Annotated in this window: 18 protein-coding genes; 17 read left to right on the forward strand and 1 reads right to left on the reverse strand. The window is 39.0% G+C overall.

Annotation, left to right across the window (positions count from 1 at the left end):
- Positions 1 to 100: 100 nt before the first annotated feature.
- The 11 genes from helD to MOO45_RS00850 all read left to right on the forward strand — a co-directional run bounded on the left by helD (position 101) and on the right by MOO45_RS00850 (position 14,798).
- Positions 101 to 2,401: an RNA polymerase recycling motor HelD gene (helD, locus tag MOO45_RS00800; protein ID WP_249514531.1), complete on the forward strand. Its 2,301-nt coding sequence runs from the start codon at positions 101 to 103 to the stop codon at positions 2,399 to 2,401.
- Between the two features lie 123 nt (positions 2,402 to 2,524).
- Positions 2,525 to 3,703, forward strand: coding sequence for an MFS transporter (locus MOO45_RS00805; RefSeq protein WP_249514532.1), 1,179 nt, complete (start codon positions 2,525 to 2,527; stop codon positions 3,701 to 3,703).
- 154 nt (positions 3,704 to 3,857) lie between these two features.
- Complete coding sequence (rpoN, locus tag MOO45_RS00810) at positions 3,858 to 5,141, forward strand: RNA polymerase factor sigma-54 (protein ID WP_249514533.1); 1,284 nt, start codon at positions 3,858 to 3,860, stop codon at positions 5,139 to 5,141.
- Positions 5,142 to 5,164: 23 nt separating this feature from the next.
- Entirely contained in the window at positions 5,165 to 7,915 is a 2,751-nt protein-coding gene (locus MOO45_RS00815) for a sigma 54-interacting transcriptional regulator (protein WP_249514534.1), read from the forward strand.
- An 87-nt stretch (positions 7,916 to 8,002) separates the two neighbouring features.
- Positions 8,003 to 8,413: a PTS sugar transporter subunit IIA gene (locus MOO45_RS00820; protein WP_249514535.1), complete on the forward strand. Its 411-nt coding sequence runs from the start codon at positions 8,003 to 8,005 to the stop codon at positions 8,411 to 8,413.
- The gene (locus MOO45_RS00825) at positions 8,406 to 8,876 is read left to right on the forward strand and encodes a PTS sugar transporter subunit IIB (protein WP_249514536.1); all 471 of its coding nucleotides are present in this window, start codon (positions 8,406 to 8,408) and stop codon (positions 8,874 to 8,876) included. Before MOO45_RS00820 ends, MOO45_RS00825 begins: the two co-directional genes overlap by 8 nt.
- A 27-nt stretch (positions 8,877 to 8,903) precedes the next feature.
- Positions 8,904 to 9,683, forward strand: coding sequence for a PTS mannose/fructose/sorbose/N-acetylgalactosamine transporter subunit IIC (locus MOO45_RS00830; protein WP_249514537.1), 780 nt, complete (start codon positions 8,904 to 8,906; stop codon positions 9,681 to 9,683).
- Positions 9,684 to 9,698: 15 nt separating this feature from the next.
- Positions 9,699 to 10,541, forward strand: a complete 843-nt coding sequence (locus MOO45_RS00835; protein WP_249514538.1) for a PTS system mannose/fructose/sorbose family transporter subunit IID — start codon at positions 9,699 to 9,701, stop codon at positions 10,539 to 10,541.
- A 22-nt stretch (positions 10,542 to 10,563) separates the two neighbouring features.
- Positions 10,564 to 11,541 carry an SIS domain-containing protein gene (locus tag MOO45_RS00840; protein ID WP_249514539.1) on the forward strand — a complete coding sequence of 326 codons (978 nt, stop codon included), beginning with the start codon at positions 10,564 to 10,566 and terminating at the stop codon, positions 11,539 to 11,541.
- Between the two features lie 89 nt (positions 11,542 to 11,630).
- Complete coding sequence (locus MOO45_RS00845; RefSeq protein WP_249514540.1) at positions 11,631 to 12,689, forward strand: SIS domain-containing protein; 1,059 nt, start codon at positions 11,631 to 11,633, stop codon at positions 12,687 to 12,689.
- 372 nt (positions 12,690 to 13,061) lie between these two features.
- Complete coding sequence (locus MOO45_RS00850) at positions 13,062 to 14,798, forward strand: SLAP domain-containing protein (RefSeq protein WP_249514541.1); 1,737 nt, start codon at positions 13,062 to 13,064, stop codon at positions 14,796 to 14,798.
- Between the two features lie 456 nt (positions 14,799 to 15,254).
- Here MOO45_RS00850 and MOO45_RS08170 read toward each other — a convergent pair whose 3' ends face one another.
- On the reverse strand, positions 15,255 to 15,308 hold the full coding sequence (locus tag MOO45_RS08170) for a hypothetical protein (RefSeq protein WP_396022419.1): 54 nt from the start codon (positions 15,306 to 15,308) through the stop codon (positions 15,255 to 15,257).
- A gap of 768 nt (positions 15,309 to 16,076) precedes the next feature.
- Here MOO45_RS08170 and MOO45_RS00855 point away from each other — a divergent pair.
- The 6 genes from MOO45_RS00855 to MOO45_RS00880 all read left to right on the forward strand — a co-directional run bounded on the left by MOO45_RS00855 (position 16,077) and on the right by MOO45_RS00880 (position 21,482).
- Complete coding sequence (locus tag MOO45_RS00855; RefSeq protein WP_249514542.1) at positions 16,077 to 16,823, forward strand: GntR family transcriptional regulator; 747 nt, start codon at positions 16,077 to 16,079, stop codon at positions 16,821 to 16,823.
- Positions 16,824 to 16,993: 170 nt separating this feature from the next.
- Entirely contained in the window at positions 16,994 to 17,848 is an 855-nt protein-coding gene (locus MOO45_RS00860) for a class II aldolase (RefSeq protein ID WP_249514543.1), read from the forward strand.
- Between the two features lie 11 nt (positions 17,849 to 17,859).
- The gene (locus MOO45_RS00865) at positions 17,860 to 18,339 is read left to right on the forward strand and encodes a PTS sugar transporter subunit IIA (RefSeq protein WP_249514544.1); all 480 of its coding nucleotides are present in this window, start codon (positions 17,860 to 17,862) and stop codon (positions 18,337 to 18,339) included.
- Positions 18,336 to 18,635 carry a PTS sugar transporter subunit IIB gene (locus tag MOO45_RS00870; RefSeq protein ID WP_396022420.1) on the forward strand — a complete coding sequence of 100 codons (300 nt, stop codon included), beginning with the start codon at positions 18,336 to 18,338 and terminating at the stop codon, positions 18,633 to 18,635. The genes MOO45_RS00865 and MOO45_RS00870 overlap by 4 nt, the downstream gene beginning before the upstream one ends.
- Before the next feature lie 11 nt (positions 18,636 to 18,646).
- Complete coding sequence (locus MOO45_RS00875; RefSeq protein WP_249514546.1) at positions 18,647 to 20,026, forward strand: PTS galactitol transporter subunit IIC; 1,380 nt, start codon at positions 18,647 to 18,649, stop codon at positions 20,024 to 20,026.
- Entirely contained in the window at positions 20,010 to 21,482 is a 1,473-nt protein-coding gene (locus MOO45_RS00880) for an FGGY-family carbohydrate kinase (RefSeq protein WP_249514547.1), read from the forward strand. Before MOO45_RS00875 ends, MOO45_RS00880 begins: the two co-directional genes overlap by 17 nt.
- The last annotated feature ends 123 nt before the right edge of the window (positions 21,483 to 21,605 follow it).

Genomic DNA, 21,605 nt, shown 5'->3' on the forward strand with positions numbered 1-21,605 from the left:
TGGAGCTATGCTTTTTCGATGGTGTTATTTCGCTTATGGTTGTGCTAAAATATTTCACTAATATTTGGCGAAAATTCAATTAGTTTGGGGATTATGTTCAATGACAAAACAGACAATCAAGCAACAAGAACAAGCGCATTTAGATGAAGTAGTCCAATTAATCCAGCAATCAGAACAAAAAATGGAACACAATATGTCCACAGCTAAGGCAGATATCAAAGAAATTGATCGGACTTTTGGCGATGACGTGCATATTGGCATGGGCGACGATTCTGTTTCCATGGCTGGCGCGTTATCGATTCATCAACAGCAACAAATGTTGGCGGAGCGAAATAATTCTTGGCAACGTTCGCACCAGCAATTGGGCGTTTTACAAAAGTTAGAAAAAACGCCCTATTTTGCGCGACTTGATTTTCAGGAATTGCCAACTGGGAAGCCCGAAACGATTTATATTGGCTTGAGTTCGTTTACGGATCAAAATAATAAATTTTGGGTTTATGATTGGCGCGCACCGATTTCGTCGATCTATTATGATGGAGATTTAGGGCGGATTAGTTATCAAACGCCTGATGGTCAACAAGCTGTCGATGTCCATCTTAAACGGCAGTTCATTATTGCAGATGGGCAAATTCAAACGCTTTATGACACGGCAGAAACCATTGGCGATCAAATGTTGTTAGAAGTGTTAGACGAAAAAGCTAGCACGCAGATGAAGGGGATTGTTTCGACCATTCAGCGCGAACAAAATCAAATTATTCGCGATACCGAATCGAATTTGTTATTTGTCCAAGGAGCCGCTGGTTCAGGGAAAACGTCCGCGATTATGCAACGAATTGCGTATTTGTTATATCGGTACCGCAAAAAATTGACTTCGGGTCAAGTGTTGATGTTTTCACCCAATATGTTATTTAACGATTATATCAGTCATGTTTTGCCAGAAATGGGTGAACAAAATATGGTGCAGATGACGTATTTGCAGTATGTGGCGCGTCGCTTGCCCAAAATGCGATTACAAACACTCTTTGAGCAATTTGAACAGACGCAACAACGTGTTCATGATCCAGTTGCCAATTTAATGGAAGATTTAGATTTTTTCAAACTTGAAACCAATTACGCCAAAATTTTGAATAGTGGCGGCGTGTATTTTCGCGATTTGAAGTTTAAGGGACGCGTGCTGATTACGAAAGAAAAAATTGCCCAAATTTATTATGGTTTTGGTCCGCAGTATAAGTTAATTAACCGGATTGATGGCACAAAACAGCAATTGCTAAAATTGCTGAATCAGCGTATGGGGCAAGAAATGCGCAAGAAGTGGGTGCAAGAGACCATTGAATCATTGAGTTCTGAACAATTGCGGGCCTTATATGATTATCCCGATCAGGAGTTTACCAACGGCGATGCTGAGCAACGTTTTTTGGCGCGTAAGTTGGTTCAAAAAGCTTTTAAACCATTGATTCGTCAAATTAAGCAGAATAATTTTTTGAATATTACCGCCACGTATCAACGTTTTTTGGAAGTTGTTCCGCAGCTTGTTAAAATATCTCACTATGAGATAAAAGGAGAACAGTGGCAAAATCATATCCAAGAATTCCAGCAAAACTTCAAGGAACACAAGATTACGATTAATGAAATTTCGCCTTATTTATACTTGTACGATTTATTGACAGGATATCATGGTGATTCAGAGATGAAATTCGTGTTCATTGATGAGATTCAAGATTATACGCCGTTTCAATTAGCGTATTTGAAATTTAATTTTCCTCGGGCTCGTTACACGATGCTGGGGGATTTGAATCAATCGATTTTGGTGCAGAACAAAACTAATTCATTATTAAAGGAAATTGCGCGTTTATTTGATGCGCCAAAAGTACGCGTGGTGCAACTAACGCATTCGTATCGTTCGACCAAGCAAATTACGGAATTTACGCGGGGCTTGTTGACTCATGGCGAAAAAATTGTGCCGTTTGACCGAAATGGCGATTTGCCTAATATTACAGTTAGTGCTGATGAACCAGCCATGAGCCAAACGGCGCTGACGCAACTGCAGCAAAATCAAGCGGATGGTTATGTGACAGCGATTATTACCAAAGATTTGGCGCAAGCGCAGGCTGTTTACGAACGGTTCACAGCTGCAGGACAAAAATTAACCCTGATCAAATCAGAAAATCAACGTTTAGCGAATGGTAATTTGGTGATTCCCGCCTATTTGGCCAAAGGTTTGGAATTTGATGCAGTGATCATGTGGAATATGAGTGCTGGGCAATTTAGTGAGGACGATCGCCAATTGATTTATACGATTGCATCTAGAGCGATGCATCGCTTGAGTATTTTAGCGACTGGGACGTTAGAACCCATTATTGCCCAAGTTCCAGCGCAGTTATCCACACAAAAGCACAGTTAACTTCTGGCGAATCATACCAGAAGTTTTTTCTTATTTTAGAAAAAATCAATTGCAAAAAAAGCTTATTCCTAGTAAAGTTAAATTTGCTGTGTTGAAAAAGAAGTGAAAAAAGGACTGTTATTTTTGAAAAAAAGAACTTTATGGAGCTTAAGTGTCGGTATTATTTTAATTGCGGCTAACTTACGTTTACCGATTACAATGTTACCGCCGATTCTACCTTGGCTACATCATGCTTTAGGGTTAGCAACGAGTTTAAGTGGTTTATTAACGACGATCCCGTTATTGATGTTTGCGATTTTATCACCGCTGATTGCTAAATGGGGGATTCGCTTTGGCAATGCGCGTGTGTTGTTAGTGACGTTGGTAGTCTTAACGATTGGTGGCTATTTAAGAGCTTGGCCCAGCAGCTTTGTCTTGATTGCGGGCACAATTTTAGTAGGAATAGGGATTTCAGGTGGCAATGTGTTACTGCCAGCCGTAATTCAAGAATATTTTCCACAAAAAGCCACCTTATTAACGAGTTTATACACTTTCACCATGGGCTTAGTGGCTTCGTTTGGAACAGGCTTTGCGGCACCGTTAGTTAAGAAAACAAGTTTAAGTGCGGCGATTATGATAATGTCATCAGTAAGTTTGGTAGCGTTAATTGTCTGGTGGTTTGTAGATCATCAATTACCGGCTCACCAAAAGCTGCAACATCATCAAACGCCAGTGATAGCAATTAAGCAATATCCCTTAACTTGGCTGATGACATGTTTCTTTGGCTTGCAGTCGTTATTGTACTATTCAATGTTGACTTGGTTACCTGTATTTTGGCGGGATAACCATTTTTCAACGAATCAAGCAGGTTTGTTAGCAACAGTCTTTCAATTATGCGGGATGCCGATGTCCTTATTGATTCCGCCGCTGGCTTCTACCAAACTTGGTAAATATGTGAGTGTTGTGATTGTCGGTGGCGGTTATGCACTAGGCACCTTTGGTTTGTTGGTGGTACCGCACACCATGGGTTGGAATTTGCTTTTAGCCGTGATTACTGGATTGGCGTCTGGTTCGGCGTTTAGTTTATGTATGGTTTTCTTTCAAGACAAAACGAGTTCATTCGCCCAAACGGCTAAATTGTCCGGAACAGCGCAATCCGTGGGTTATTTATTGGCAGCGATTGGTCCTACTTTAAGCGGCGTGATTGAAAGTCAGCAACATTCATTTGTAGGTATTTTCAGCGGTTACTGTGTTTTGGGTGTGATTTTGTTGATGAGTGGCATCTTGATTACACGGCATGGCGCTTTACCCGATTCTAAATAAGCAAATTAATATAAGCAATTAGTCTTTGACAGTTCAATTTGGAAACTGTTAAGGACTTTTTTTATTGCCAAATGACAAATCATTTTCATAGATTAAAAAGTTTTTAATATTTTAACATTTATGACATAATGAGGGCTAAAGGTTGGTGAGCGTGATGAGTTTTCGACAAACATATCAGCTTAATCAAAAACAAGTCCAAAAGTTAGTTCTTTCACAGACGATGAAGCAATCGCTGCAAATCCTGCAAGCTAATGTCTTGGATTTGAATGATTATGTGAAAGAGCAAAGCCTCGAAAATCCACTGTTTGATGTGAATCCTCGATTGTCTAAAACCGAAGTGGCGTTAAGTGCGCAAACTTGGCATGTAGATGTCGCACCACAAAATTTAGATGATTACTTATTGGAACAAGTGCAATTAACCATGCGCAAAACACACTTACAACAAATTGTGATTTTGTTAATTAATTGTTTGGATGAGCATGGCTATTTGTCGTTTTCTCAGCAGCAGTTACAGCGAGAATTACAGATACAACCGTTAGAATTCGCGGATGCCAAGGAATTATTGGTCAATTTGGATCCACCGGGGGTGGGTGCGCAAAGTTTGCAAGAATGTTTGCAGTTACAATTATTTAATTTACCTGCAACGCCCACGAACTTGTTGGCAAGTCAGATGCTGAAACAAACGTTTGATCAAGTAGTGAGCCACGATTGGGCGGCTATTACTACACAATTGCAGGTATCTTTGCCGCAAGTACAAGCTGCTTTTGGCGTTATTCAAACTTTAAGTCCGTATCCTTATACAGCTGATCAGACGGCGCAATATGTTATTCCGGAATTAATTGTGCAGCGGCAAGGGCAACAATTATCTTTAGAAGTGACCAAATATGGGTATCCCAATTTGATTTTTGTACAGGAAACGTATGATATGTTGAAACAAAGTACCGATCGTGCGGTTCAACAATATGTGCAACAAAAATATCAGGCTTACCAAACTTTACAGCAAAATTTGAATCATCGTTTGACAACCTTAAGCTTGATTGGACAGTTGATTATTGAGGTGCAGGCCGATTTTTTCTTAAATGATACCGCTAGTTTGCACCCGTTGTTACTGCGGGATTTGGCACAAAAATTAGCTTTGAGTGAATCCACGGTTAGTCGGGCGTTGAATGGCAAATATTTACAATGTGAACGCGGCATTTTTCCTTTGAAGTCATTTTTGATGAAACGCAGTTCGGGTCCAGCAGATCATTCAGTGGCGGAAGTTCAAACGCAAATCAAAACGTTGGTGCAACAAGAAGACAAGGCTCATCCACTCAGTGATCAAAAATTGTGTGCGTTATTGACGCAAGCCGGTGACTACATTTCGCGCCGCACGGTGGCCAAATATCGGCAACAGTTAGGGATCGTTGCTGCCGCCAAACGCAAGGTGCGACGCTAAAATTTTGATGGTGGTGATGGCCAATGTTATTGGATCAAATTGAATTATGTTTAAAAGAAGCAACAGCTGATGAACACTGGCAACAACATGAAATCAGCGCGGCATTTTTGTGTCAAAAATTTCGGGTTAAGCGTAATACTGTGAGTCATTATTTAAATTTGTTATTTAAGGACCATAAAGCGTTGAAAATTAATTCGCGACCTGTGATTTATTGGGATAAACGGGTTTTGGAAACACATTATCAAGTGCGTTTGTTAGATATGTACCCGACCAGAGAAACATTATTGCAAGCATTGGCACAATCAGCGTCTGGTACGAATGCGTTTGATCAAGTGATTGGCAATCGTGGTTCGTTATATATTGCGATTGAGCGTTTGAAAATGGCAGCGAGCTATCCCCAAGGTTTATCGATTTTGTTGACAGGACCTACGGGGGTCGGCAAAAGTTTCTTAGCCCAAGTTTATTATCAATATTGCTTGGATCAAGGCTATTTGGCGTCCAACGCGCAATTTGTTCATTTTAATTGTGCAGAATATGCTGACAATCCTGAATTATTGGCTAGTAATTTGTTTGGCTATAATCAAGGGGCATTTACAGGTGCTAGTACCGCGCAAACTGGTGTCTTTGATCAGGCCAATCACGGCGTTTTATTCTTGGATGAAGTACACCGGTTGGATGCTAAAGGTCAAGAAAAATTATTTAACTATCTGGATACGGGTTATATCACCCCATTGGGTGGTTCAAGTAAACGGCATTTGGTGGACGTGCGCATTATTTGTGCGACCACGGAAAATCTTCAAAGTTATTTTTTGGATACTTTTTTGCGACGTATTCCGATTCAAATTGAAATTCCCAGCTTGCAACAACGGGAACTGCAGGAAGTCAAAGATTTAATCAAATTTTTTTATTGGCAGCAAGCTCAGCAATTACAGCGCAATTTACAAGTCCATCAAGCGGTCATTAAGGTTTTATGTTCCATTCGTTATCAAGGTAATATTGGTTCGCTGAAAAATGCGATTGTACTTTCGGTAGCCAGTGCCATTCATCAGGCAACCACGCTTGTTCCGTTGAAAATCACTTTGCCGAATTTGCCACCAGAAATTTTAAATTTGAATAGTAGTCATGCCCAAGTGGTGGCGCTCCAAACCGGTTTTTTGGACATTACTGTGGAACAAACACTGGCGCAATTGATCACCAAAGAACCAGTGTTGACCGACGAAATTCAGCAGACGATTCAACAAATTCTCAATGATTATCATCAGATGCAGTACGCGGATTTGTTCATTGAAAATAGTATTGCGAAGATTAATAAGTTATGCGATTATCTAGTGTTTGAAAAGGATCAGCACGCTAATATTATCCCCCTTAATTTTTTTAAAAACTTATTTGAAAATGTTTTAGCAACGATTACCAAGGATCAAAATATTGATTTTACAGGTAATACGGCCTTGATTTTGTCATATTATTTTTACAATCGACAGGATTCCAATGGTTATTTGACCGGCAAGCAAGCACGTTTAGCCAAAAAAGTGGTGCATTATTTTCAAGCTTTGAATGCTAATTTACAGATTGTGGTGGAAACCATTGATAGTATCATCACGCAAAGTGTGGGTCTGGCTTATGATTTGATGGATGCAGTGTTTTTGTACATTTTTTTGTATAGCATTATTCAAAAGTCGCAAACCAGTGCCTTGCGGTGTATCGTTTTGGCACATGGTTATTCTACCGCCAGCAGTATTGTGAATGTGGTGAACGGTATGCATCATCTGCATATTTTGGATGCAATTGATATGCCGGTGGATATTCAAATTGCCACCGTTGGTCAAAAAATCAATCATTACATTCAAAATCATCAAATTGATCAAGGACTGATTTTGATGGTGGATATGGGTTCCTTAGAAGGTGTGCAAAAATATATTGCGCGAGATGTGGAATTCCCGATTGCCATTTTGAATAATGTATCCACGCAAGCTGCTTTGTTAGTGGCAACAGGTATTCAACAAAAGCAAAGTTTACCCAAAATTATGACGAGTGTGAAAAAGCAAATTCAGCCCGAGCAACAAATGATTTATCCACAAAAAGTCAAAAAGAATTTAATCATTACTTGTTGTCTGACGGGGATCGGAACCGCCACGAAAATTCGTAAATTAGTGTTGGATAGTTTGCCTGCCAATGCCCATTTGTCGGTGTTGGCGTTTGAAGAAAGTCAACTTAAGGACTCCCAAGAGCTTGCTTTGTTGCGTCATGTTTATAATATTGTCATGGTGATTGGTACGATGGATCCGCAGTTACCGCAGATTCCGTATTTTTCGTTAGAAAGCATGATTTCGGGGGCAGATCTCACAGCATTAACGCACGTTTTAAGTCAATATTTGAGTGAACAGGAGTTAAACGATTTTAATGATCGCTTGATTCACAATTTTACTTTGCAACGGGTGTTAAACTCAATTACGATTTTAGATGTCAATGTTGTGATGCAAAATATTGACGAAGCTTTCAAGAATTATACTCAGCTCAGTGGACAACGCTTGAGTAGTGGCACACGAATGACGCTATATGTCCATGTAAGTTATTTGGTTGAGCGTTTAATTCGTAATGAACCCATCACCACGTATAATTGGGACAGTTTAACCGACACAAAAAGTTTAACAATCTTTCAGAATATCCAAAAAGCGTTTAGTGTCATCGAAACTGAATATAGTGTCACGATTCCTCAAGCTGAATACGGTTATATTTATGATATTATCGCCGCTGATACCGTTAATCAGTTATAAAAATGAACGCAAGAAAGCGTGCCAGATTTTGGCACGCTTTTTGCTTGTAAATAGATGAAGTGGGCTAAAGCAAAAGAGGTGATGAGAATGGAATTGATTCTAGTCAGCCATGGTCAGTTGGCCAAAGGCATGAAGGATACGCTAGAAATGATTGTTGGCCCGCAATCGCAAGTCACAGCTTTTTCGGCTTATGGAGTGCAGGATGCAGATTTTTTGTCCTTAATCAAAGCAAAGATTGAACAAACGCAAGAGCCTGTGGTGATTTTAACGGATATTTTAGGTGGTTCGGTTAACAATAATCTCACGCAGTTAATGTTGCAAAATCATTCAATCACTTTGATTACGGGCATGAATTTGCCCCTTGTCCTAGCCTTGGCAACTTGTAGTGAGGACTTAACGAAAACGAAAATTCAGGAGCTAATTCGAGAATGTCGTCAAAGTATGGTTTGGATGAATGAGCAATTGGATGATGCTAGTGAGGAGGAAATAGATGATTAAAATGATTCGGATTGATCACCGATTGTTGCACGGTCAAGTCTTGTTTGCTTGGACCAAGTCTCAAGGAATTGAGCGCATCATCGTTATTGATAATGCGACGGCACAAGATGATTTTAAAAAAATGTCGTTGAAATTATCCAAGCCGGCAGATATTAAGTTGAGCGTTTTTAGTGACGAACAAGCATTGGCTCGCATGACAAAAATTAACGCACTGAGCGAACAAACGATGATTATTTTTGGCAATGTGACTGAAACAGCGGCTGTGGCGCCCAGTCTGACAGGAATTAAAGCTATTAATTATGGTGGGATTCCGGAACGGTCGGAGACTAAAAAATTTAGTAAAGCGATTTATTTAACTACAGCTGAAGTGCAAGCTAGTCGACAATTGAAGGAACAGGGTTTTGAGTTATATATGCAACAAGTTCCCACATCGAAAAAAGAAAATTTGAATCAATTAATTTGAACCTAATCATAAAAAGGAGGGAGTTTGATGTTAGTCAAAGCTATTTTACTAGGATTTGTCGGCGTTATCGGCGTGATGGATTCACGGCTATTGGGACGCAGCAATTTGGAACAACCGTTAGTCATGAGCTGTTTAGTCGGCTTGGCTTTAGGCGATTTGACCAAAGGCTTAATTGTCGGCGCTTCATTGGAATTAGTGTTTATGGGCATGGCCAATATCGGTGCGGCAGCGCCACCAGATTTGGTTTTGGGATCAGTGATTGCGACGGCGTTTGCTATTTTGTCACATACGAATGCACAAACGGCTCTAACGATTGCTTTGCCCGTAGCGATTTTGGGACAAATGTTGGCAATTGTGGTGCGAATGTTTATTTCGACATTTAATCGTTGGGCCAAAACGGCGATTGATGAGGGTAAATTTGCTAAAGCTCGCCATTACCATATTTTGTGGGGATCGTTATTGTATGCTGGTTTGTATTTTATTTTAGTTTTCTTGTCGGTTTATTTAGGCACCGATTTAGTCAAGAACGTGGTTGCCATGATTCCAAAATGGGTCACGGATGCGTTAACTTTGGCCAGCAAAATCTTGCCAGCCTTTGGTTTTGCCTTGTTGATGCAAACGATGCTGACGAAAAAAACGATGGTGTATTTGTTGTTAGGTTTCTTTATCACCGCATATGCCAAGATGTCAGTTACTGGGGTGGCCATCTTTGCGGTGCTCTTGGTTTTAGTCTTGAACGAAGTTTTGCCCAAAAAGCAAACGGCTCATACTGAACAAACAGCCGATGACGATTTAGAAGAATTATAGAAAGGAGGCTAAAAGATGTCAGTTGCACAAAATGTTCCAAAATTAACGCAAAAAGAATTGAAAAAACGCTATTGGTCCTTTGTTTGGCGGTCGTACGCGATTCAGGCGTCGTGGAATTATGAAGGTCAAATGAATCTGGGTTTTATGTACGGAATTGCTCCGATTATTGATCGTATTTATGGTGATGGACGACCAGAAACACTCGAAATGAAAAAAGAGGCTTATAAAAGACATTTAGCGTTTTATAATTGTACGCCGCAAACCAGTGCCTTTGTTTTGGGCATTACTGCTTCGATGGAAGAAGAATATGCGCGCAAGCCAGATGAGTTTGATCCCAATTCAATCAATGCTGTGAAGTCGTCACTGATGGGGCCGTTGTCAGGAGTTGGGGATTCCTTTTTCCAAGGCACAATTAAGATTTTGGCCTTTGGCTTGGGCATCACATTTGCCAAGCAAGGCAATATCTTGGGCCCCATTTTAGCTGTTTTGATTTCTGTAGTTCCCGCACTGTTGGTCACTTATTACGGTGGCAAATTCGGATATTCAGCGGGAAATACTTTTCTGAAAAAATTGACCGCGGAAGGGATTATGGATCGCGCCATGTACTTAGTGACAATTGTAGGTTTGATGGTTATTGGCGCAATGATTGCCAGCATGATTGGGATTACTACGCCTTTGCATTTTGGCAAAGCGTTCAGTTTGCAGAAAACGTTGGATTCCATTTTTCCCCAGATGATTCCGCTGGCGTTCACTTTCTTCATGTACTGGCTGTTGCAAAAGCATGTCAGCACAGGTTGGATTTTGGTAATTTGTATTGTCTTGGGCTTAGTGTTAAGCCCATTAGGAATTTTTGCATAAATTTTAGGAGGACGAATTAATTATGACACAGACACCAAAGGATATTATTGCAACAATTAAGCAGAACAATGACCAAATTAAGCATGTGATTTTCACTGGTTGTGGTGCTTCGATGGCCGATTTGTACCCAGCATACTATTTTGTGGCACAAGAAAGTCAGCGCTTATCCGTGCAAATTATGCAAGCTAACGAATTTAATTATGCTACACCCAAATTTGTGGGAGCCGATACTATTGTGATTACTGCTTCATTGGGCGGTACCACGCCGGAATCCATTGCAGCTACCAAGCATGCGCGGGAATTAGGCGCCCAAGTCATCACTTTATCGCATAATCCAGACTCACCCATTGTCAAAGCTGCCGAGTTTGTCCTAATTCACGGTTTTGAAGAAGATTATGCGCACAAAACCGAAAAAATGACGATGGCTTTACAATTAGCGATTGAAATTGTGAACCAATTTGAAGGTTATGAATTTTATGATGAAGCCCAAACAGCTTTCGATGGTTTATTTGACCTGATTAATCATGAAGTTCAGATGGCCCAAGGTGCCGCCAAAGAGTTTGCGCAACGTTATCAATATGTAGACAAAATTTATGTTTTGGGTAGTGGGGCAACCTTTGGTACTGCTTATTCGACTGCTTCGTTCTTATTCATGGAAATGCAATGGATTACGGGCACGACAATTAATTCTGGTGAGTTCTTCCATGGTCCATTTGAATTGGCGCTCAAAGATGCACCATATTTGTTATTCATGAACGACGGTTCGACCAGACATTTGGATGCTCGCGCCTTGGAATTCTTGCAACGCTTTGATACTAAGTTGACTGTAATTGATGCCAAGGATCACAATTTAGCTTCGATTGCTTCGCCGAATGTGATTGATTACTTCAACCCGATGTTAATCACGGGCGTGATGCGAATTTATGCCGATGAATTGTCCGTTGCTCGGCAACATCCTTTAACACAACGCCGCTATATGTGGAAATTAGAGAATTACTAGGTAGCGATTTAGACATTAAAATGATAAAAAACTTTCTTGTGTCTAGCTGGCATGAGAAAGTTTTTGGTTAACGGCGAAAGGATAGTCAGATGAATTTAATTCAACAAGCTTTACAACAAACACCCACGCAGTTAGTTCAGTTAATGGCAGGTAGTCAAGAATTGTTTGCCCGGGTGGTTCAGCGTCCGCTTCAACAAATTATACTGACCGGTTCTGGAACCAGTTACCATTCTGGCGTTCAAATGCAGGAATTGATGCGCCAAAAGAGTGGGATTAAAGTTCAAACGGCGTATCCCTTTTTATTAACGGATGCTTATTTACAAGGGTTGGATGCGCAAACTTTATTTATTGGCATTTCGCAAGGTGGTAGCAGTTTGTCAACTTTTGAAGCAATGCAGCGTGCACAACAAGCTGGATGTACGATTGCGACCATGGCTGGTCAACCGCAAGCTTACTTGGACCAACTCGCCGATGAAGTGCTGACCGTCGATCTCGGCGAAGAAACAGCAGGTGCCAAGACAAAGGGCTATTACGCAACCAAATTGAATTTGTTGTTGCTGGCAGAATATCTGGGGGTAGCTAATCATCATTTAACCAAGGTGCAGTTTGAACAGGATTTACAGGCACTCCACCAAGTTTTACAACAATTTGACCACGCTTATGAACGATCACAGCAGTGGGTTCGAGCTCATCAATTAGATTTTGCTAAAACGCATGATTTACGCATAGTCGGTCCGGCCAATTCATATGGTGACACGCTGGAAAGTGCGTTGAAGTTGCTGGAAACATGGCGGATTCCGGTGACAGGTTATGAGTTTAATGAATTTATTCATGGCATTTATAACGCAATTGATGCGCAATCAACGATTTTTTTCATTGATGATGGAAGTGAGCCGCGGCTTGCTAAAATGCTGGAAGTGTTAGGAAAGTGGACTTCCCAATTATATGTTGTGGACTTGAGTCAGCAAATGACCGAACATCATTTCGGTTATGATGTACAGGTGCTACCAGCTTTCACAACTTTTATCGAACCCTTAGTTTTTCAATTAATGGCTGCACTGGTCCCAGAGTCCAAAGGGATAGATCCTAGTCACCCCAAAGATCCGCAATTTCACACGGAATTAAGTTCCAAAAAATTTAATCGATAAAAACAAGCAGACTTCCAAACACAAGCTAATTTTGGAAGCCTTTTTTGTTGCTTTAGATGAGTTTCAATGAGCAAAACTTGTGAAAAATTTTTTTAGAAAAAATAACGATTTTGAGATTGCTCCCAACTTATGTTGAGTTTTTATCCCGGAAGCGTTGATGAGGTGTGTATCAATTTGTTTTGATACCAAATTGTTTAGCATCTTATATGCAAATTATAATTAATTTTTTTGTACAAATTAGTTGAGATATTTTTATTATCTGAGTGTGGTTTTAAATTACAAAATTAGCTCATTTTACTATATATAATTTGATTTTTAGATTTCGAGTAGTATTATAAGGGTGTATTTTAATTAGAGAAGGGGAAGAAAAAGATGAGACATTCAAATTTAAAAATCTCAGGCGTCGTTTTGGCAGCACTTTTAGCTGCTGCACCAATTGTTTCTACAAGTACAACCGCATTTGCTGATCCCAATGGTGGGCAAGGTGGCAATGTTTCGGCAACTTCAGGAGAAGCTGGTACATCTGGTAGTTCAGCAACTTCAGGAGAAGCTGGTACATCTGGTAGTTCAGCAACTTCAGGAGAGGATAACACTTCTGATGCTTCTAAAATTGCAGATGCAAGTACGGTTAATAAATTTGTAAGTCATTTTAGCAGTAAACCTTTAATTTTCAGTAGAAAAGCCGCTGCTAAGTATGATCCCGCTGACCTTTTAAATTGGAGTGGTTTGGTTGATACTTATTCTGGGCCAGGACTTGTTGATGGGGGAGATACTGGCAAAGTCAATGATTTAGCAGGTTTCTTTTATGATGCTAAGAATGGTAAACAAGATGCTATTAATCTTTGGAAGCAGAGTGGTGCAAATAATAAGTTTAAGTCATTTGTAAGTTTTAATGGTGGTGACAGAGTTCAAGCTACATTAAGGAATGCTAGTGTACTTGCAGCTGATTGGAATGATGTTTTACAAAATGGTGGCAATGTTAAAGAAGAAATTAACTTTTTGGATACCGATGGCAATGTGAGAACGGATGTTCGGCCTATCGTTTTGCAAGTGAATGTTTTGTCTAATGATACTGCAGTAAATAATTTCATGAACTATTTCTCAACGAGTCCTAAAAATGTTACCACAGATCAATTGAATAAAATGGGACACAATCCACTGCCTTTGTTGAATCATAGTGGTGTTGTTGGTACTTATAGTACTACGACAAGTGGTAGTGCAGGTGAACCTAATAACGATCATTTTGGTTTAGTTGATATGGGTGGTGGAATAAATGGTTTAGCTCAATATTTCTATGATACAAGTACTGAAGCTAACCAAACTGCTGTTGCTATGTGGGAAGCTTCCGATCAATATGATCTGAAGTCTACAATTAAGTATGGTGATAAAACTTGTGAAGTAAATGATAATCCTGTTAATGAAGATAAGATTGATGATTTATGGGATACATTGAAGCAAAATGGCGGCGATGTTAAGGAAACACTTGAAATATTGAGTAAGTCAGACGGTCAAGTTGTTGGAACAACGACTTTGACAGTACATGTAACTAAGGGTTCAACTTCAACATCATCCGTTTCTGGTGGCGGCTCTTATTATCCTGCAGCCAGCGATACTTGGGCTGATACAACAGATAACGATAATGACAATAACAACACCTCTGCACCAACAGTTTCTGCAACCGTACCAGTAACGGGCATTATGCATATCAAGTCTAGTAACACAATACTTTACACTAAAGATGGTAAGGCTATTCCAAGTCGGGTTTTGCCTGCCAATACTGATTGGCGGACTGACACCAAAGTTACTTTGAATGATGGTCGGGTACTGTATCGTGTGGCCACGAATGAATATGTATTAGGTAGTGCGGCTGATTTTTCTGAAAACAGTGTATCCGTAACTCCAGTGTCATCTGGTGTCTTCACTGTAACACAACCTGGTTTCATTACTTTACAGAAGTTGACTGACAATAATACTTTTGAACCCGTTCCTGTGCGCCTTATTCAAAATTCTTCTTGGAAGTATGATAAAAAGGCTGTCTGGAATGGTCAAACTTATTACCGTATTGCTACCAACGAATGGGTTAACGCCACAGATGGTAGCTTGTCTTAATTAGAACTTTGATTTCATGGTGATGAGCTCAGTTTTATGTACGTGTAAAAACTTAAGGTTTAACAAAAGTACCGAATTTTCCTTTGGGAGGAAAATTCGGTACTTTTGATGTTGCGAATAAAAATTAGTAATAAATTTGGTCTGTGAAGAGTTTAGATTAGTGTTTACTTGCAAATTGGTAAATCAAATGTGAAGTTGAGCAATTGTTGTATCATTCCATAATTCTTCTCAAATTGGATGAAACGATCTATTATTATTTATTTTTGTGAAACAAAATAAAAAAGAAACAATTTAGTTATTACAAATAGAATTCATGTTATAATATTCAGGTAAAAAAAGCCAGTGCTGGTAACACTGACTTTTCCTAAGTAAGCTGCTTTAAAGGCAGTAGCGTTATTTTAAAATGATAAAGTCATCCTAAAACTGGCTAAAGTTTTGACAGGACGGCTTTTTTTGTTACTTATTTTTATGATCAATTACGGTCAAAATCAACAGGCTGAATTGAAACATTAAGCTCAAGGCTTGATAAGTCGTCAAGCTGCAAATTCCCTTCCGTCAGATTTCTCCCGTATTCTCATACGCAAGCACCTCCTTCGAGAACAAACAGCTACCGCCCATAAAACTTCTTATAGAGGTATTATATCAAAAGTAAAAACTTTTATTTTAATTAATTCGTGTGATATACTGCATATGTAAAAGGAAAAGCCTAGTGCTCTAACACTAAGCTTTTGTAAGCCGTTTTAAAGACGGTAGCTTGATTTTAAGATATAAAAGCCATCCTAAAACTACGCCAAAGTTTGGTAGGACGGCTTTTTATTTACTTTCTGTGGTTCAAGATAATTACAATAATTTGGACAATCAGATCGCCTAAAGTGATCACTAAATTGTCTATTGCAACTAACACCATTAGTACCTCGTAGGCACTCAAGTAATGCTGTGAGCCTTTCGTCAGATTTCTTCCGTATTCTCATACGCAAGCACCTCCTTCGATAATCAACAGCTACCGCCCATAAAACTTCTTACAGTAAAGATTATATCATAGGATTTTTTTGAAAAGACTAAGGTTTTAATAGAATTATGAACTCATTGCCACTGAGATTTATTCTACCGAAACTTTTAATCTACCGTTAATTGTTGAGAATGATTTTGAGTGCTAAACTGTACTTAAACCATGGTCTTCATGATCTTTATTGAGCCTGATATTCGCTTGAAAGTCGCTTTGGTTCAAATATATGTTATGGTTTACATAAAATTTGTCAAATATTTATGAGGGATAACGTGAAAATAGAAATTAATAAAGATTCTATGGTTCCAATTTATAAGCAGGTGGCGGATATCATTCGTGATGATGTTTATAACGGTTCTTTAGCTAAGGGCGAGAAATTACCATCGGAACAGACTTTTGCTGAAAAAATTGGTATTAGTAGGGGAACAATGCGAAAGGCGATTTCCGTTCTGATTGACGATGGAACTCTTGTCCAAATTCAAGGCAAAGGAACCTTTGTTAATTCACAAGAAGTAGAATTTCCGTTAAATGAACAATTATTTTCTTTTGCTGAAATGTTGGAAAGAGAAAATTTGGATTACAAGACAACTGTGGTGAAAAAGGAGACTCGCAAGGCAGATCAATTAATTTCCAAAAAACTAGACATTGAGGCAAGTAATCTGTTTTTATATTTGGAACGAATTAGGTCGATCAATGCGGAAAATTTAATGCTGATTGAGAATCGTATTAATATTCAGAACTATCCGGAATTAATTGATGTCGATTACAATAATGTGAGCTTATTTAGGAAAATTGAGGAATTAACACATCACAAGATTTCTTATGCAAAAAGTACGTATGAAGCTGTGGCAGTGGGCAAACAACGGGGGGAATTGTTGGATGTTCCTGAGGCAACACCGATTTTGAAAATGACGCAATCAGTCTATTTAGATAACGACGATCCGATAGAATACGGAACCGTTTGGTTGAAAGGAAATAAATACTTTTTAACAACTACGGCACAACGAAGAATGTCGTAAAAATATGGTTCATCAAAAAATTTTTAAAGGAGTTTGGCCCGGGTGAGGGGGTTAGATGAATTTAAAGATTTTTTATTTTGAGTTGACATTTCTATGAAACCGGTTTATTCTTTATACGTATTCAAAAGTATATATACGTATATAGTCAAAACGCAGAAAGGATAATTCAAATGCCGTTAGTAAATGGATTTAAATTAATTGATATAGTGCAGGAAAGAAATGTTGTGGCGGGGGCTTTTAACACGACTGACTTAATTACAACTATGGGGATTTTAAGTGCTGTGGAGAAAAGCAAAGTTCCGGCGTTTATTCAAATTGCGCCAACGAACGTTTCTTTGTCTGGTTACGGATATATTGCAGATATGGTCAAACGTTATACAGCTAATATGGAGACTCCTGTGGCGCTGCATTTAGATCATGGCAAGACTTTTGAATCCGTAAAACAAGCCGCACGTGCTGGTTTTACCTCGTTGATGACAGATAATGCAAAATATGATTACGAGGAAAATATTTTACATACTGCCGAGGCAGTAAGGTTTGCTGAAGGATATGGGATACCGGTTGAAGCAGAATTAGGCGCGATTGCGGGTAAGGAAGATGATGATGTTACCGAGGGTAACGCCAAGACAGATCCTGATCAAGTTGTCGACTTTGTGCAGCGGACAGGGGTTGACTTATTAGCAATAGCTGTAGGCAATGTGCATGGCTTGAACCTTGATCCAAACATTGATTTTCCTCTTTTGGAAAAAATAGAAGCAGTCTGTCCCGTACCTTTAGTTTTGCATGGAGCGTCCGGCATTCCAGATGACCAAATTGCACAGATGGTTAATTATGGAGTGGTCAAGATTAATGTTGCCAGTGATTTAAGGAATGCATATATCAAAGCAGTCGGTCAAGATTATAATGATGATCCGCATCGGTTTGATTTGATTGATGTCACTTTGGATGCTAAGAAAGCGGTTGCGGACGTTGTATATCAAAAAATCCAAATGATGAATCAAAATTCGACCAGTAAGGTTTATTAGGAGGTTTCATTTTGACTAAGGAAGTTCAAACAAGTATCGCGTTCGATGAATCATTTATTCAATATTTTTTGGAACCAACTGATTTCGCTGCTGTAATTGAAAGTTTGAGTAAGAATCTATTAGCCAAAAAGTTGGTCACATCTGGATATGCTAATGCAGTTCAAGCACGCGAGAAAAAATTTTCCACAGGTTTGCCAACTGAACCAATTGGTGTGGCAATTCCTCATACGGATCCTGAGTATGTCAACGAAAATGCGATTTCGGTGGCAATTTTAAAGCAGCCAATTTTGATGAGGGTCATGGCTTCTGGTGATCAGTTTGTGGATGTCTCAGTAATTTTTCTTTTGGCGTTAGGTGAATCCAACAAGCAATTGAATGTGCTACAAAAATTGATGGGCATTGTTCAAGATCAACAAGTACTGAGTGAATTAACGACAATGTCGAAAAAAGAAATGGTTCGTACAATTAAACAAGCAATTTTGGAGGGATAAAAATGAATAATTCAAAGAAAAATATTTTATTTGTGTGTGCAACGGGAATTGCAACATCAACGGTAGCTGCCGAAAAAACTATGGATTATTTAAATGCACATAATGTCGATGTGGATTATGTGCAGACTAATGTTTCATCGTTAGGACAATATGATATGAGTGATGTTGATGTAGTGGTTGCCACCACTCAAGTTCCGTATGATTTAGATGTGCCAGTGATCAGTGCGTTACCCTTAATTACGGGAATTGGCGATCAAAAAGTTTTAGAAGAGGTCTTGCAGATAGTTAGTGAATAGGAGTGATCTCAATGTCAGGAATAACTGAAACATTAAACAATGGTGTGCAGTACGTTTTAGGACTTGGGGTCAGTGTCATGTTGCCGCTTTTCCTATTTATTTTATCTTTGTTTTTCCGATTAAAACCAGCTAAAGCACTCAGGTCGGCTTTGACCGTAGGGGTCGGTTTTGTGGGAATTAACGCTGTCATTTCCATTTTATCTAACAGTGTCGGGCCGGCAGCGAAAGCAATGGTTAAGCATGTAGGGATTAATTTGCCGAATACAGATTTGGGTTGGCCAGCTTTGTCAGCGATTACATGGGGGCTACCCATTGCACCATTTGTCATTATTATGACGATTGTGATTAATATTGTGATGCTGTCTTTTAAATTGACGAAGACGGTTGACGTTGACCTATGGAATTATTGGCATTTCGCATTAGCAGGAACTTTAGTTTATTACGTGACAGGCAATTTTTGGTTGGGCATCTTAGCGGCCGGGATTATTACGGTGATTGTATTTAAAATGGCTGATTGGGCAGCACCATATGGAGAAAAATATTTTGGATTGACGGGGATTTCTTTGCCCACAGTTTCTGCAATTACTTTTTGGCCGATTGGTTTACTGGGTAATTGGATTTTTGATCATATCCCCGGTCTGAAGAAAATTCATATTAATCCGCAGACGATTCAGAAGAAACTAGGAATTATGGGTGAGCCTTTAATGATTGGTTTATTTCTGGGGTTATTATTTGGAATTTTAGCAGGTTACGATATTAAAAGGATTTTGAATATTGGGGTTAATGTTGCAGCGGTAATGTTTATTTTGCCGAGAATGGTGCGAATCTTGATGGAAGGCTTAATGCCAATTTCTGAAGCAGTCAAATCTTGGTTAAATCAACATGTTAAAAATAGTGGCAATTTATACATCGGATTGGATACTGCAGTGGCAATAGGGAATCCTGCGGTCATTTCGACGGGTTTGATCTTAACGCCTATTGCTGTGGGTTTAGCTTTCATTTTACCCGGGAACGGAACAATGCCGTTAGCCGATTTGGCTAATTTAGCCGTCTTTTGTTCCATGATTGTTTTAGCAACCCATGGCGATGTCTTTCGATCGGTCATTATCAGTATTCCGTGTATTATTGGTGACTTGTATATTTCATCAGCAATGGCTAAAACTATTACCAAAATGGCGCATGCAGTTAATTATGGAGGAGCTAAAGGAGGATCTTTAACGGCTTTTTTAGACGGTGGCAATCCTTTACGATATTGGTTAGTTAAAATTTTTCAATTGAATCCAATTGCATTAATTCTAATTCCAATCATCGGGTTACTCATTTGGTGGCTTTATAAAGAAACTAAAAAAGCAGTTCAGAAAACGAGTGATTTAAATGAATCTAACGATTGATGTTGGTACAACTAATACGAAACTTTCTCTTTGGGACAGAGGTACACAGTCTGCGCCGATTCAACAAATTAAATTTCCAACGCCCAAAACAGTTGTACATGACAATACTAATTTTGATTTGTCACAATTGTTACGGGAGCTTGAAAATCATTTATTGCATATTGATCTTTCGCAAAGAAAAAAAATTCAAAAAATTGCCATTGCGAGTGTGGGTGAAACTGGTGTTTTACTGGATGAATCAGGGCAAATAGTTAGTTCTGCTATTGCTTGGTATGACACGCGATCGCAAGCGATAATTGATGGATTGTCTGCCAGTCAAAAATATGAAATTTACCAAATCACTGGTTTACCCGCGCATGTTCATTATTCAGCTAGTAAAATAGCGTGGCTGTTAGAAAATGAAGTTGACTCTAATCGGAGTTATACTTGGCTTTGTATACCAGATTATCTTTGTTATCAATTAACAGGTGCAATCGCGACAGAGTATTCTTTAGCTAGTCGGACAATGGTTTATGATCTCAAACGAAGAGTTTGGTCGACTCAGATAAAAGATATTTTCAATATTCAAAATGTCTCATTTCCAAAAGTTTATCCAGCTGGTCAACAAATTGGGACAGTGCTGGCTCCATTAGCTCAAAAATTGGGTCTGGCGCAGGATGTGACAGTTGTTATTGCTGGTCATGATCATATGGTTGGTTCGCTTGTCAGTAAACAGAAATCCGATGAAATTTTTGATTCGACGGGAACAACCGAGGGTATTTTACTAGTCACGCCCACTTTGACCAATGATTTAGAAAAAGAAGCAGCAGGGATTGCACATGGAATCTATGTAGATCCTAAATATTATACAGTTTTTACCGCTTTGCCTTCAGCGGGGTCAGTGATTAAATGGTTTACCGATAGATTTGCTATGAACGAAAAACAGTTCATGACAGCGATGAATTCAGCTTACAATCAATATTTAAATCAACAATTTATTTTGGAGAGGGTTCCTTGGATTATTCCGCATTTTAATGGAAGTGGTAGTCCTAATAAAGCTATTAATACGAGAGGCTTGATCTATGGAATTACGACTCAAACTACCACGGAAGAGATGATTCTGGGAATGTTCTTGGGTTTAACTTTTGAGTTAAAACATGCCTTAGAGTCGATGACCAGTGAAAGGATCAGTAAGATTAAGCTGGTTGGTCCAGCAATTCTTGATCCGTTATGGGTTCAGTTAAGAGCAGATTTATTAGCTGTTGATGTTGAAATTATTGAGGAGCGTGAGGCGGTTTCACAAGGAGCCAATATTATTGCTTCCTCCTATCAAAAGCAAATCAAGCAACAAGCAGTTGAAACAGGAGCTATTTATACACCCAATAAGAATGAGCAGGTTATCAAGCAGCTGCTAGAAATCTATCACAAAAAATATTTGCCACTTTACCAAAAAAAGATTGAGTTAGAAATTAGATGATGACCAAATTATGTTATAGTAAATGTGTGAAAAATGTTTCAATGCTACACCCCATTTTGTTGTAGGGTTGCAACAAAACAATTCTAATTTTTAATTCAACAAAAAAGGTTGTCTATTTTAACT

Origin of the sequence: Bombilactobacillus folatiphilus (assembly GCF_023380265.1) — a bacterium.
Classification (GTDB): domain Bacteria; phylum Bacillota; class Bacilli; order Lactobacillales; family Lactobacillaceae; genus Bombilactobacillus; species Bombilactobacillus folatiphilus.

Coding starts and splice junctions, on each gene's coding strand:
- MOO45_RS00880 (WP_249514547.1), top strand. CDS start 20,010: ATGAATCTAACGATTGATGTTGGTACAACTAATACGAAACTTTCTCTT.
- MOO45_RS00845 (WP_249514540.1), top strand. CDS start 11,631: ATGAATTTAATTCAACAAGCTTTACAACAAACACCCACGCAGTTAGTT.
- MOO45_RS00825 (WP_249514536.1), top strand. CDS start 8,406: ATGATTAAAATGATTCGGATTGATCACCGATTGTTGCACGGTCAAGTC.
- rpoN (WP_249514533.1), top strand. CDS start 3,858: ATGAGTTTTCGACAAACATATCAGCTTAATCAAAAACAAGTCCAAAAG.
- MOO45_RS00850 (WP_249514541.1), top strand. CDS start 13,062: ATGAGACATTCAAATTTAAAAATCTCAGGCGTCGTTTTGGCAGCACTT.
- MOO45_RS00875 (WP_249514546.1), top strand. CDS start 18,647: ATGTCAGGAATAACTGAAACATTAAACAATGGTGTGCAGTACGTTTTA.
- MOO45_RS00840 (WP_249514539.1), top strand. CDS start 10,564: ATGACACAGACACCAAAGGATATTATTGCAACAATTAAGCAGAACAAT.
- MOO45_RS00835 (WP_249514538.1), top strand. CDS start 9,699: ATGTCAGTTGCACAAAATGTTCCAAAATTAACGCAAAAAGAATTGAAA.
- MOO45_RS00830 (WP_249514537.1), top strand. CDS start 8,904: ATGTTAGTCAAAGCTATTTTACTAGGATTTGTCGGCGTTATCGGCGTG.
- helD (WP_249514531.1), top strand. CDS start 101: ATGACAAAACAGACAATCAAGCAACAAGAACAAGCGCATTTAGATGAA.
- MOO45_RS00860 (WP_249514543.1), top strand. CDS start 16,994: ATGCCGTTAGTAAATGGATTTAAATTAATTGATATAGTGCAGGAAAGA.
- MOO45_RS00820 (WP_249514535.1), top strand. CDS start 8,003: ATGGAATTGATTCTAGTCAGCCATGGTCAGTTGGCCAAAGGCATGAAG.
- MOO45_RS00815 (WP_249514534.1), top strand. CDS start 5,165: ATGTTATTGGATCAAATTGAATTATGTTTAAAAGAAGCAACAGCTGAT.